Source organism: Brevibacterium sp. HMSC063G07 (assembly GCF_001810665.1).
Lineage (GTDB): Bacteria > Actinomycetota > Actinomycetes > Actinomycetales > Brevibacteriaceae > Brevibacterium.
On record NZ_KV802360.1, the window covers coordinates 117,648 to 130,600 of the forward strand.

Annotated in this window: 9 protein-coding genes; 4 read left to right on the forward strand and 5 right to left on the reverse strand. The window is 60.9% G+C overall.

What is annotated here, in order from left to right; genetic code table 11:
- Positions 1-131: 131 nt before the first annotated feature.
- Genes HMPREF2757_RS07020 through HMPREF2757_RS07035 form a run of 4 tightly spaced genes read left to right on the forward strand, consistent with a single transcriptional unit; the run spans position 132 to position 5,108 of the window.
- Complete coding sequence (locus tag HMPREF2757_RS07020; RefSeq protein ID WP_070574637.1) at positions 132-1,400, forward strand: acylneuraminate cytidylyltransferase; 1,269 nt, start codon at positions 132-134, stop codon at positions 1,398-1,400.
- Between the two features lie 30 nt (positions 1,401-1,430).
- Positions 1,431-2,342, forward strand: a complete 912-nt coding sequence (locus tag HMPREF2757_RS07025) for an N-acetylneuraminate synthase family protein (protein WP_070574639.1) — start codon at positions 1,431-1,433, stop codon at positions 2,340-2,342.
- Between the two features lie 55 nt (positions 2,343-2,397).
- Entirely contained in the window at positions 2,398-3,648 is a 1,251-nt protein-coding gene (locus HMPREF2757_RS07030) for a glycosyltransferase family 2 protein (RefSeq protein WP_256278288.1), read from the forward strand.
- Positions 3,645-5,108: a polysialyltransferase family glycosyltransferase gene (locus tag HMPREF2757_RS07035; RefSeq protein ID WP_070574643.1), complete on the forward strand. Its 1,464-nt coding sequence runs from the start codon at positions 3,645-3,647 to the stop codon at positions 5,106-5,108. Before HMPREF2757_RS07030 ends, HMPREF2757_RS07035 begins: the two co-directional genes overlap by 4 nt.
- Here HMPREF2757_RS07035 and HMPREF2757_RS07040 read toward each other — a convergent pair.
- From HMPREF2757_RS07040 to galE, 5 genes are all read right to left on the reverse strand, one after another.
- On the reverse strand, positions 5,097-6,554 hold the full coding sequence (locus HMPREF2757_RS07040) for a hypothetical protein (RefSeq protein ID WP_070574644.1): 1,458 nt from the start codon (positions 6,552-6,554) through the stop codon (positions 5,097-5,099). The genes HMPREF2757_RS07035 and HMPREF2757_RS07040 overlap by 12 nt on opposite strands.
- Positions 6,551-8,755, reverse strand: a complete 2,205-nt coding sequence (locus HMPREF2757_RS07045) for an acyltransferase family protein (protein WP_083304161.1) — start codon at positions 8,753-8,755, stop codon at positions 6,551-6,553. The genes HMPREF2757_RS07040 and HMPREF2757_RS07045 overlap by 4 nt, the downstream gene beginning before the upstream one ends.
- Positions 8,756-8,810: 55 nt before the next feature.
- Positions 8,811-10,316 carry a hypothetical protein gene (locus HMPREF2757_RS07050; RefSeq protein WP_141750210.1) on the reverse strand — a complete coding sequence of 502 codons (1,506 nt, stop codon included), beginning with the start codon at positions 10,314-10,316 and terminating at the stop codon, positions 8,811-8,813.
- 68 nt (positions 10,317-10,384) lie between these two features.
- Positions 10,385-11,836 carry a hypothetical protein gene (locus tag HMPREF2757_RS07055; protein WP_141750211.1) on the reverse strand — a complete coding sequence of 484 codons (1,452 nt, stop codon included), beginning with the start codon at positions 11,834-11,836 and terminating at the stop codon, positions 10,385-10,387.
- Positions 11,833-12,795, reverse strand: a complete 963-nt coding sequence (gene galE, locus HMPREF2757_RS07060) for a UDP-glucose 4-epimerase GalE (protein WP_070574651.1) — start codon at positions 12,793-12,795, stop codon at positions 11,833-11,835. The genes HMPREF2757_RS07055 and galE overlap by 4 nt, the downstream gene beginning before the upstream one ends.
- Positions 12,796-12,953 lie beyond the last annotated feature (158 nt).

Genomic DNA, 12,953 nt, shown 5'->3' on the forward strand with positions numbered 1-12,953 from the left:
TACAGCACCGCATGCAAACACACCCTCAGCAAAACCCGTCCAGTTTCGGAAGGAAGGTTAACCGGAAACCAACTGGAGTGTTGCTTTGATTTAAAGTTCTGTTCGCAACGGAGTCCTGATAATGGCCCCCTATGACCATTTCAGCCAACACTCCCCCGTCCCCCGCCACAGCAAACACATCGGATACACAACGCGCATCGGCGGTGGCAATCATTCCGGCCCGCGGCGGTTCCAAGGGAATCCCCCTGAAGAACCTGCAGAAGATCGGCGGACGCTCCCTTTTGGCGCGTGCTATCGAAGCGGCACAGAGAAGCACGGGAATCGATACCGTCGTCGTTTCCACCGACCACCAGGGCATTGCAGAAGAAGCACGCGCTCACGGGGCCGAAGTCGTCATGCGCCCCGACGACATCAGCGGTGACACAGCTTCCAGCGAATCCGCCCTGCTCTACACGCTCGCGCAGCTCAGCCGCACCCACCGCCCCTTTGACATCACGGTGTTCATTCAGTGCACCTCGCCGTTCATCAGCCCGCAGGACCTCGACGAAGCAACAGAGGCCGTGGCCGCCGGACGCCACGACGTTGTCTTCTCAGCCGCTGTTGACCATTCGTTCCTGTGGAAGCTCAGCTCGGACAACACCGCCGAAGCCGTCGGCCACAGCGCGGAATTTCGACCCCGCCGCCAAGACCGCGAACCGCACTACTCCGAAACCGGCGCGTTCTACGTCATGCGCACCGCGGGCTTTCAGGAATCGGGCCACCGCTTCTTCGGTTCGATCGGCATCCAGGAAGTCCCGGAAGACGACGCCCGCGAAATCGATTCGCTGTCCGATCTCACGCTGCTGCGCGCGCTGGCTGATCAGCGCCAGCAGGACACATCACAGCTGAGCGAACTCGACATCGACGCGGTTGTCACGGACTTCGACGGCGTGCACACTGACGACCGCGTGTTCACCGCAGAGGACGGCACCGAGACCGTGCCGGTCCACCGCGGCGACGGCATGGGAGTCTCCCGCCTGGTCAAGGCAGGTGTTCCGTTCCTCATCCTGTCCAAGGAGCGCAACCCCGTGGTCACCCGCCGCGCAGAGAAGCTGCGGGTGGAAGTCGCCCAGGGCATCGACAACAAGGCCAGCGTGATCGCCGACTGGATGGCTTCGCACGGGCTGGACCCCGCCCGGGTCGCCTATGTCGGCAATGACGTCAACGACCTCGAAGCGTTCAGCGAAGTCGGCTGGCCGATTGCCGTCGCCGACGCCCACCCGGCTGTTCTCGCCGCCGCCCGCCACGTGTTGGCAGCAGAAGGCGGCCGAGGTGCCGTCCGCGAGGTCTGCGACCTCGTCCATGTGCCCACTCGCCATTCTGCGAGTGCCCAAGAACCCGACTCACCCACCACACTCTGAGCCGAAAACCACCTACCCGAAAGGATTGACATGACCGCTGTCCCCTACTCCACCACCAGCGCAGGAAAGACCATCACCCCCGTCGCCATCGGCGAACACAAGGTCGGACCGGGCAACCCCACCTACCTGATCGGCGAAATCGGCATCAACCACAACGGTGACGTCGAACTGGCCAAGCAGCTCATGGACGTGTCGAAGGTTGCCGGCGCACAGGCCGTGAAGTTCCAGAAGCGCAACCCCGAAGTTGCGGTACCGGAACACCAGAAGTCGAAGCCGCGCTCCACACCGTGGGGCGAAATGACCTACCTGGAATACAAGTACCGCGTTGAGTTCGAAGACGAGCAGTACACCGAAATCGACCGCTACGCCAAGGAGCTGGGCCTGCAGTGGTTTGCAAGCCCGTGGGATGTTGACTCGGTGAACTTCCTGGAGAAGTTCGACGCTGTCACCCACAAGGTTGCTTCGGCCTCCATCACGGACGTCAAGCTGCTTGAAGCTCTGCGCGACACCAGCAAGCCGCTCATCATGTCCACCGGAATGTCGACTCTCGAACAGATCGACCGCGCCGTGGAGATCCTCGGCACCGACAACCTGGTGCTCATGCACGCAACTTCGACCTACCCGCTGCCTGCGGACGAAGTGAACCTGCTGGCGATTCCGGCTCTGCGCGAACGCTACGGCGTTCCTGTCGGCTACTCCGGCCACGAACTGGGCACCACCATCACCACCGCCGCAGTCGCCCTGGGCGCTGTGACCGTTGAACGTCACATCACGCTGGATTCGACCATGTGGGGTTCGGACCAGTCGGCCTCCATGGAACCGGCTGAGTTCATTGCGCTGGGACGTCATATCCGCGAAGTCGAGACTGCTCTGGGTGACGGCAACAAGCGCGTCATGCCGGGCGAAGAACCCAAGATCGCTTCGCTGCGCGTCCACAGCTGAGTCACGCCGACCACTTCCACTGACAATTCAGTTCGCACCCCGGCAAGGCGCCGGGGTGCGAACTGAATTGACCGCAGTTTCAGAGCACCGAAAGATCCCCATGCCCAAGCTTTCGCTTATCGTTCCCGCAAAGGACTGTGCGCACTATCTGCCGCAGGTCTACCGGTCTATTCTCATGCAGGCCGAACCCCACCCACTGCAGCCAGATCCCATTGACCTCAAAGAGCTGCAGGTCATAGCAGTCGATGACGGCAGCTCGGACGGGACTGCCCAAGTCCTCGATGAGTTCGGCGCGAAGTTCGACAACTTCGAAGTCATCACCAACCCCACCAATGTCGGCCTGGCCAATGGCCGCAATCAGGGCCTTGACCGGGCCGAGGGCGAATACATCGTCTTCCTCGACGGCGATGACTGGCTGGCCCCGAACCACCTGCCCACCATGCTCGCGGCAATGGAGAGTCTGCACGTCGATTTTGTGCGCTGCGACCACACGACCGTCACCGGCAACAAGCGCGGTCTCAAGCGGGCACCCATGTCGGTTAGGAATCGCGCGCTCAATCCCCGCACCGGAATCCTCCCGGCTCACACCAACACCATGGTCGACTACCCCTACGCGTGGGCGGGAATCTTCCATAGGCGCCTGCGCGATTCAGGACTGCTGTACTTTCCCAAGGACTTCATGACGGCCGAAGACCGCAGCTGGATCTGGGGGCTGCACCTGGATGCTGAATCATTTGCCGTGATTGATGCTCCCGGCATCATGTATCGGCGCAATGTCAGCGGTTCTCTCACCCAGATTCTGGATGAGCGCCAGCTGATGTTCCTCGATGCCTTTGATCTCATCTTCGAACGCTTGGACAACGACTCTGAGGGTCACACCTTCTACCCCAAAGCAGCCCGCAACCTGTTTGCGCTCATGGAACATCACCACAAGCGCTATATTCAGGCGGTCGCCTATGCCCAGGCGGTTGCAGAGCTCGGGGTCGACACAGCAGAGACGAGCGCAGATTCTTCAGTTCTCGACCATCTCAAGCTTCGCGTTGCCGGCCGTCGTGGGCGTTCGCAGATGTTTCTGGCGGCGGTCGAGGAAGAGCGCAGGAACATTCAGGCCACGAAGGATCCCAGCGATCTCCCGCCCGTGCAGATCATTCCGCAGGAAGTGCTGGATGCCCTTCGTGCTCGTGGCGGACGGGTGGCTCAGCGCATCCCGCGGGATGTTTTCAGCGAAGTCTTCGCAGCCAGCACTGACAAACGCCAGGCGCATATTTCCTGGTATCTTCCGGAAACGGAAAGGACATCGGCATGAAACAGCTGTTCTTTGTTTCCACTATGTCTCAGGTGATTACGCTTGCCGCAGGCATTGACGACGGTGCGTATGACACCGGATGGCTTCCGCAGGTGGCGTCTTTGTCGATCGGCGAACCTTTCAGCACACTTGAGGCTATGCCCGCCGAGCGGCGCGTGCGAGATGACTTCCCGTCGATTTCTGAGCGCATCCTCGTTGTATCGAACCATTCGCTTGCCCCTGAAACAGCGACACCGCTGTGGGAGCTGCCCGAAGCGCAGCCTGCGCTGAGCCGCTTTGACCGTGTCGTCGACCTCAATGCCACGCTGTCGCCCATTCATCCTTCCACGTGGTCCCCGGAAGACACCGAACTTCCCGTATGGGAGCGCCTGCTGCGTCAGCGTTGGGAGCTCGGCGATGCTGAGCTCGAGCTGATTGTCGAATCACCGCAGGTCAACCCTGCCGTGGCGATTGGCCGTGTCTTTCACACCGCTTTTCAGAGGGTGCACGCTGACGGTCTGATGTCCTATGCGGCAACGCGCAATCATCTGCATCTGAGCAATGGTCAGCGCATGACTTCTCTGCACTACCTGCCCTACATTGAGCAGCTGGACCCGGTGCTGTTGAGCGAACACGGAATCGTCCCGGTTGCACTGAGCTGGGACGCGTATCGGCGTGTGGTTGTCGAAAGCCTGGAGACTGTCAGAGCTGTTCTCGATGCACAGCTGGGCTCTCTGTCCGGTTCTTCCACCGCGCTGGTGGTCGGTCAGTACCTGGCTGCTCTCGATATTCTCACGCCGGATGAAGAAGACCGGCTGCACGTGAGCATGCTGGAAGAAGCACACCGCCGAGGTGCCGCTCACGTGGTCTTCAAGCCGCACCCCGCAGCGCCGCCGGCGGCCGTCAGTGCTCTGCGAGACGCTGCTGAGGGTTTGGGGCTGGGCTTCACGATATTCAACCGTCCGGTCATCGCCGAAGCAATCCTGGAGCATCTGTCACCGGCGCTTGTAATCGGGTGCTTCTCAACGACGCTTGCCACGGCGCGCTCCGCCTACGGCATTCCCGCTGTTGCAGTCGGCACGCAGACCGTGTTGAATGCGCTGACCCCGTTTGAGAACTCCAACCGCATTCCGGCTGTCCTCTGTGACGCCGTCATGGACGGTTCGGCCGGTGCACTGACCTCCGATGACATTGAGCGTCTGCAGGGTCTGATCGAAGCCATTGCCTATGCGTCGCGCCCCAAGGTCGTTCCGCATCTGCGCACTCATGCGGAATCCTATTTGAAGACCGCGCAGCACACGGACGATATTCGGTACTTCCGCAGGCGCCGACTGACCAAGCTCAATCTTCCGGGAGCTTTGCCGAAGAAGGAAAAGGTCCAGAACGGCAAGATTGAAAGACGCCTGCCCACAAATCTGCGGGAGCCCTATCGCAGGCTCCGAAGGCGCGTGAAGAGGACGGTCAGGCCCTTACAGCGCTGAAGTCTTCTCGCGCAGCGGCCCGTCGGCTGTTTCGGCGGGCCGCTTGCTTTTGCCCCTGAAATGTTCCGTGAAAGCAGCTATCAGGGCTATAGACACCGCTACGGCAGGCCAGTGGGTGTAGCGGAAGTGAGCTTCGGGGATCACCGGAAAGTACGCGGCTGTGTAGAGGAAGGCTGACGCCGTCAGCGTGAGCACGGCGGCTGCCGCACGCCTGCGCTTCAGAGCCACAGCTGCGACTAGAACGCAGCCTGTCAGCCAGAACCAAGGTTTGAATGTGAACCCAAGCTTCTCAACGCCGAAATCCAAAACATATGTTTTCACCGCACGTTCAAACGGCTCAGGCCCAGTGCCGAACCCGATCTCCTGCGCAGTGTTTACGGGATATTGGAAATACTCCAGCGCGGAAGTCGTCAAATAGAAGCGGTACACAGACCAGCGGTAGGAAAGATAGCGCGCGGGGTGTGTGATGACGTTCTCACGCCACAGTTTTTCCAGACCTTGTCTGTGGGATTCTTCAATAGGCTGATAGTCTCCGCCGTGGCCTCTTCCGAAACAGTTCCAATAGGCGTCGTAGAACACGCCTCTTTCATAGCAGAGAGCTCTAGACGTGTTGATGCGCTTCTTCAGCTTCGGAGTAACATCGGCTGCGTTGAGTTCATCTTCGGGAACCGAAAACATGACGTCATCGAGCATCACCTGATACTCCTGGTGGGTTTCCTTGACGTGCCAGACTCTTGCGATTCCGGCATCGGCGACAACAGCCGCCCCACCAACCGCAAAGATGAGAACAAAGGACCCAGCGAGCCATGCGACGAACCTGCGCAAACTCGAACTGGCCGCGCTGCTGCGCGCCTGCAGCTTCCGCATCGTGCGTTGTGCAATCGGCAGCAGCTGCCAGGACAGGTAGAAGCAGATGGGCACAACTGCGGCTATGGCGTTTTTGCGCACCAGAGTCGCAAAGATCAGCGCTCCCACCGCGACCAGCGCGAGAACTGCGGTCCGCTTTGACCGGGCGCCGCGGCGTATGAGCATGACGCAGCCGCACCCGGCCAGCAGTGCACCGGTGAGGATTGTGTCTTTCCATGGGATGTTGATCTGGCTGTACGCCCACGGGCTGATGGATACGGCCAAAACGCCGAGCGAACCCAGTCGGCTGCCCAACCGCCGGTGAACATACTCGGCGGTCAGCAGCACTCCGGTGAAGTACAGGAGCGCCGAGCACACGAACAGCGATCCGATCCAACCGGTCAGCCCGTACAGGCATCTCCACACAACGGCGACGATCGGCGGATGCCAGTCGCTCATCTGCTTCTGGCCGACAGCCTGCTTGAACTGTTCAACAATGTCGTATTCGGCCCGGCCGGTGCCGAAGCCGATGATCGTCCCAGCGGCGCAGAATGCTGTCAGTGCGACGAGCAGCAGGCTCCACCGGGACGACTTCTTCACTGTTCGGCTGTTTCTATCTTCAGGGCCTTGACCACGTAGTCAGCCAAAGTTTCCGAATAGGCTGCCGAAATGTGGTCATTGTCGCGGTAGACGACCACCGACCCGACCACGGCAGGACACGTTGTGGACTGGCCGCAGAAATACGGTGTGGGATCCCAGTGGCGGATGCCGAGGTCTTCCGAAGCCTGTTTCAAAGCGAGATCCGCACCGTCAGGTTTGGGGTCTTCGCGTTTGAAATTGCATTCTTCCGGGTTGGCTTCATTCAGACCCATGCAGTCGGCCATATTGGAAGGCGGGATGGGGGTATCGCCGAATGCGACGACATCGATTCCGGCTTCCTTCAGCGGCTTGAGAGTTTCAATGTAGCCATCGTAGCCGACAACGTCAGAGTCAGCGAGACCCTGCTCGCGCGCCGCGTCGACGTCGTAGTCGTCAACGTCGAGGTTCGCAATGAGCACCTTGTCCGGTTTGTCTTCTACAAGGTGTTTGACGAGCTTCTTCACCGGCTCAACACAGTTGAGCCCTTCGTTTTTGTAGTCACGAGGGGTCGTGTTCAGACCGCAGGCGTTCTTCGCGTAGACGCGCAGCTTCCAGTCTGTGCCGTCAAGGGCCTTTTCCAGTCCCGGCACCCACTGTGCCGCATGGGAATCCCCCACCACGGCCAGTTCTTTTGACCCTCCCGGGTTGAGGACAGTGCAGCCGCGTATGGTGTCGGCTTCCCTCTTGTTCGGGTACGGGTCACACTCGTCAGGGAACTGGGGACGGTCTTCAATAAGATCGACCGCCTTCGGGAAATAGTCTTCCTGGCCCTCAGCGTGCATTGGCAGGTCGAACGTGTCCAGCGGATCGCTGATTGCGCGAGCACCGAACAGCGGCTCACTGTCTTCCTGTTTCTGCTGCGCCTGATCATCGGCAACCGTGTCGTATGTTTCCTGTGCTTCCGGCACCCTGTCGTATTCACGGTTGACCGCCCACTGCGGAACAAGTGCGAGCACCGCGGCAAGCACCATGGACACCGCCGCGATTTCCACTGTCAGCCACCTGCGCTTCTTCAGAAGTTCGCTGCGGCGCAGGGGCTCTTCAACAAAGGTGAAGCTCAGATAAGCCAGCGCCACCGCGAAGGCCAGCAGGCCGGTGCCTTCGATGGTATTGGCATGGCGTTCGAACTGCGCGGTGAAGAAGACCACCAGGGGGAAGTGCCACAGGTACAGCGAGTACGACCAATTGCCGATCTTCTGCACTGCCCGCAGATCGACAATCGGAGTGAGCGAGCCCAGCCCCTGCGTCCGTCCGGCCGCAATGACCGCCATGGTGCCCAGCACGGGCAGGAGCGCTGATATTCCCGGAAACGCCGGTGTGGTGCCGTCGTAGAAAATACATGCCACGACAATCGCGGTGACGCCGGCAAGGGCCAACAGCGTGCGCAGACGCGCAAAGCGCTCCGTATCGACCATAACCACGGCCAGCAGACCGCCGGCGCCGAGTTCCCAAATGCGGGACTGGGTGACGAAGTACGCGGTGGGATCACCGGAGCCCACAAGCACCGCCGACCACACGAACGACGCCAGGATGATGACGGCAAAGAGAATGCCGACGCAGATGCGGAACGTCCGGTGGAAACGATGCTCGGGTGACACATGGTGCGCCCCCGCCGTGCCGAGCTTGCGCAGAATACCGGGGACGGCGCCTCGTGAGTGGCGAGCGGTGGTCCGTCCCGCAACCCACACGGCCAGGATCACCACCAGCGGCCACAGAATGTAGAACTGCTCTTCGATCGACAGCGACCAGAAGTGCTGGTACGGCGATGGCGAGTTCTGGGCGCCCAGATAGTCAACCGCGCCGGAAGCCAGCGCCCAGTTCTGCACGTAGAACGCTGAGGACAGTCCTTCAACCGCGGCTTGAGATAAAGCGCTGCGCGGCAGAAAGTACAGGGATGCCAGGGCGGTGACCACAATCGCGACCGTCGCCGCCGGAAGGATGCGGCGAGCCCGGTTCGCCCAGAATGTCAGCAGGTTGACCGTCTGGGTGCGTTCGGCTTCGCGCAGCATGTGCGCTGTGATGAGGAACCCGGATATGACGAAGAAGACATCAACGCCCACAAAGCCGCCCGGCAGGAAATCCGGGTTGATGTGATAGACGACCACGGTGACGACGGCCAGTGCGCGCAGCATCTGGATCTCCGGCCGAAACCTACGGTGCATGGTCTCCTCGCGTTCGTTTGACGGTCAGTGGGCAGTCCGGGTTCGAATTCTAAGGCTACTGAGAAGTGTCGGCGGAATCGTGCACGACTGTCCGGCTGCGTTTGACCATCGGGCGCTGCTTTTCACAGCGGAGCCTGCGGGTGTGCCTGCGCGACGCCGCGATCAGCAGCCAGCCGAACATAGCTCCGGCAAACGGCCAGTAGCTGTAGCGGTACAGGTCTGCTGGCGCGGTGGGGAAATACGTCAGGACGTAGAGGATGACGGATGTGAAAACGGCGCACGCCCCCAGGGAACGGGTGCGTGTGCGCAGACTGACGACTGCGCCCACTATGCAGGCCGCGAGCGCCGTTATGCCCAGAAACATGAACGGCATGAACCCGTAGGCGGCTGAGTAGACGTAGCCGGAGTGAATGTCGCGTGCCTTCGGGTGGGTGGGCGGTAAGTCCACCTGGTCACCGCGGACCGGTGCAGCGGCCACGGACGATGTGTGGGTCAGGAACCGCCAGGTGGTTTTAGTTCGGTACTTGGCGTAGTCGCCCAGGTGGTGAGGCACTGTTGCCTTCCACAGTGTGACCACGGCATCGGGGTCCTCAACTTCCGTGTATGCCCCGTTGACGCCTAGGCCGTAGCAGTTCCAATAGGCGTCCCATATGATTTCACGCCCTTCTTGTTCTTCGCGCTTCTTGCAGGTTTCGCGGGCGAACATGATGCGGTCTTTTTCTGCTTGCGGGGCATCTGCCGCAAAGATCGCCTCTTCGGGCATGCCGAAGACGATGTCGTCGATGAACACCTGGGTGAACTGCGAGTTCTGGGTGGCACCGGTGGCGGTGGCAAGTGCTTTGTCCGCTGCGAGCACCGTCCCGCCGACAATGCCGGTGGCAAGAACAGAGATGACGCCGACTTTGATCAGTTCTGCCCGAACACGGCTGCCGCGGGCGCGCAGGAACCACAGCACGAACACCGCGACAATGGGCAGCACCGCTACGGCGGAGTTCTTGCGCACAAGTGCCGCATAGACCAAACTGCCGAACGCCACGGCGGCCCAGACCCAGCGTCCTTTCGGCTGGAGCAGCACCAGGAACATCATGAGAACAGCCAGGTACAGCGCCAGCGCTAAGTGCACGTCCTTGTAGAAGACGCCCAGGATGTTGACCATGTTCGGCATGAAAAGCATGAACAGGCCCAGTGCGGCAACCCAGGTGCGCCGGGAGATCTTCAGCAGCACATAGCTGGTCAGCAGCGCGCACACCCAGCCGAAGAGGACCTGTGCCCACAGCAGGGCCGTGACAGTGCCGAAGATGTTTGTCAGCTGGTGCCACGTCCAGGTCATAGAGACCGGCTGCCAGTCGTTGTACGGAACCTCGCCGCGAATCTGCCTGACCTGGAAAACTCCGTCAGGGCTGATACCGCCGGGGTACATGGCAAAAATGATGAGGCCTGCGAGCACTGTGCCGATGACTGAGAGCACGCCCATCACCCTGCGGTGCTCAGGGCTTAGAGGAGCGCGCTCAGACACGGCCTTCGGCGCGGCGGTTTCATTTTCAACAGTGGTTTGGGGCACAGGAGAACTGTACGGGCTGTTCCTCCAAAACCAGTGAACACCCCTTTACGGCCCCTGTGAGCGCCGTCTCATCCCATGCGGCGGCGCTTCTGGCCTTCGGCCCACAGCACCAGCCAGCCCAGCATCGCGGCAAGCCACGGCCAGAAAACATAGCGGTAGTCATTCGCCGGAGCGGTCGGCACGTAGGTCATGAGGTACAGAATGGCTGAACTGAATACAACGAGCGCACCCGGTGAACGTCGTCTCTTCTTGGCACCCACAGCGATTCCGACTGCAGACAGCCCAGCTGCGACTGCCCCCAGGAACAGCCACGGGAAGACTGCAACTCCGAAGTCAACAACATAGGTGCGCAGGGAGGCGCGAAGCATCTGCTGCTGTGCGGGGTAATCGCGGTCGCGGTCGCGGATGAACTGGAGTTTCGATGTGAAGAGGAACTTCGTCGTGGTCTGAATGCGGTAGGCGGCATAGCTGTCCAGGTGCTGCGGCATTGTCTGCTTCCAGATGCTGGTCACGGCCGCTGGATCTTGGATCTGGGTGTATTCACCGTTCGCGCCCATGCCGTAGCAGTCCCAGTAGGCGTCCCAGATGATCTCCGCTTTGCCGGCTTCGCGGCGTTCGGTGTTCTTGTCGGCGCACGAAATTTTGGCCTGGGCCAGTCGCGTCTTCTCCGCCGCGGGAGCCGCAGCTGCGTCAATGGATTCCTGCGGCACCGCGAATACGAGGTCGTCGAGCATCACCTGCGTGAACTGCGAATTCTCGGTTGGCTGGAGCGATGCTTTGAGACCCGTGTCAACCCCTACGAGCACAGCAGCGAAGCTCACTGCCGCCGCGACGGCGGCTGTCAGTCTGCGCCGCTTGGACAGTGTCCGCTTCTGCCCCGTCGTCCGCTTCTGTTCCTTTGACTTCTTGCTCTTGATGCGGACCAGCAGCCACACGGCGATGAGCGCGATGATCGGCAGGACTGCAACGGCTGAGTTCTTGCGCACCAGCCCGCCGTAGACCAGGGCGCCGAAGGCAAGCGCCGCAAGCACCCAGCGAAGCCTGGGCACCACCGGCATGAGCAGCGTGAGAATCACCGCGAAGTACAGCGCCAGGCCCAGGTGGGTGTCCTTCCACACGATCCCGACGATGTTGACGGTGTTGGGCATGAACAGGATGAACAGACCTGCCAGCGCGCTCCATCCGCGCCGGGACACTTTGAGCAGGTAGTACGCGGTCAGCACCGCGCAGACCCACGCGGCGCAGACCTGCATGAAGAGCATCGAGTTGATGGTCCCCGTGAGGTCTATGAGCCACTGCCACGTCCAGGTCATGGCTATGGGGTGCCAGTCGTTGAGCGGAAGCGTCCGCTGAGCCTGACCCAGCTGGAAGACGGTGTCCTTGCTGAAGCCGCCGGGAGCCATTGCTCCATACAGCAGCCAGGCCAGTGCTGTGGCTATGCCCGCAGAAGCAGCGAAAATGCAGCGGTGACGGCGGTTGAGAGGAGCCTCAGCGGTCACCGCTGATCGAGCAGGAGTCACCGAGTGCGGCTTTCAACCGCGCTGCGAGCAATGTCGTCCAGGGTGAACTGCGCTTTCCAGGCCAAGTCTGCGTTGATTGCCGTGGGATCGGCAATCAGCTGTGGTGGGTCGCCTGCCCGGCGGTCGGCCATGATGGGTTCGAGATCTTCGCCAAGAGCCTTGGAAACGGCGTCGATGACTTCGAGGACCGAAGCGCCCGTGCCCGTGCCCACGTTGAACGAGGTTCCGCGGATATTGCCGCCCTTGAGGTAGTCGAGAGCGGAAATATGGGCTTCGGCGAGATCCGCCACGTGAATGTAGTCGCGAATGCACGTGCCGTCGGGGGTGTCGTAGTCATCGCCGAAGACAACCGGCTGCTGGCCCTGATCAAAGCGGTTGAGCACGATGGGAATGAGGTTCATCACGGCGGTGTCGGCAAGGTCGGACCAGCCGGTGCCTGCAACGTTGAAGTAGCGCAGCTTCACCGCGGAAAGCCTGCCGGCTGCCATTTGAGCGTCGATGAGCCATTCGCCGATGAGCTTGGTGTGACCGTACGGGTTGATGGGGTGGCAGTCTGTTGTTTCGCGCACCATTTCAACGTCTGGCATGCCGTACACGGCTGCCGAAGACGAGAACACGAGCGTTTCAATGCCGGAGTCTTCCATGGCCTGCAGCAGATTGGTGAGCCCGCCGACGTTCTGCTGGTAGTACCAGAGGGGACGCTCAACGGATTCTCCCACCTGCTTCTTGGCGGCAAAGTGGATGACGGAGTCGACGCTGTAGTCAGCGAACACTCCGCGCAGCACTTCAGGTGCCTGCGGGGATGCGAGGTCGACTTCGACAACCGGAAGCCCTTCAACACGCGAACGCACTCCGTTGGACATGTCATCGACGACGACCACGTCATCGCCGCGCTGTTTGAGCAGTCGCACAACGTGCGAACCGATGTAACCGGCACCGCCGGTCACCATGACTGCCATGTGTTTACCTTCCGGTCATCTGTTTGATTCACTCTTGGCCCATAATCTCACAGCGCTTCCCGGTTGCTGTCACTGTCTGCGCCGGGTCGTGCACATTTAGGGAGGGTATTGCGTGGCACGAACGTACATTCTGGCTGAATCACCTCTGCAGCTTCTGT

Bases quoted from the DNA above. Each gene is read 5' to 3' on its own strand.
- HMPREF2757_RS07020 (WP_070574637.1), top strand. From the start codon at position 132: ATGACCATTTCAGCCAACACTCCCCCGTCCCCCGCCACAGCAAACACA.
- HMPREF2757_RS07025 (WP_070574639.1), top strand. From the start codon at position 1,431: ATGACCGCTGTCCCCTACTCCACCACCAGCGCAGGAAAGACCATCACC.
- HMPREF2757_RS07035 (WP_070574643.1), top strand. From the start codon at position 3,645: ATGAAACAGCTGTTCTTTGTTTCCACTATGTCTCAGGTGATTACGCTT.
- HMPREF2757_RS07045 (WP_083304161.1), bottom strand. From the start codon at position 8,755: ATGCACCGTAGGTTTCGGCCGGAGATCCAGATGCTGCGCGCACTGGCC.
- galE (WP_070574651.1), bottom strand. From the start codon at position 12,795: ATGGCAGTCATGGTGACCGGCGGTGCCGGTTACATCGGTTCGCACGTT.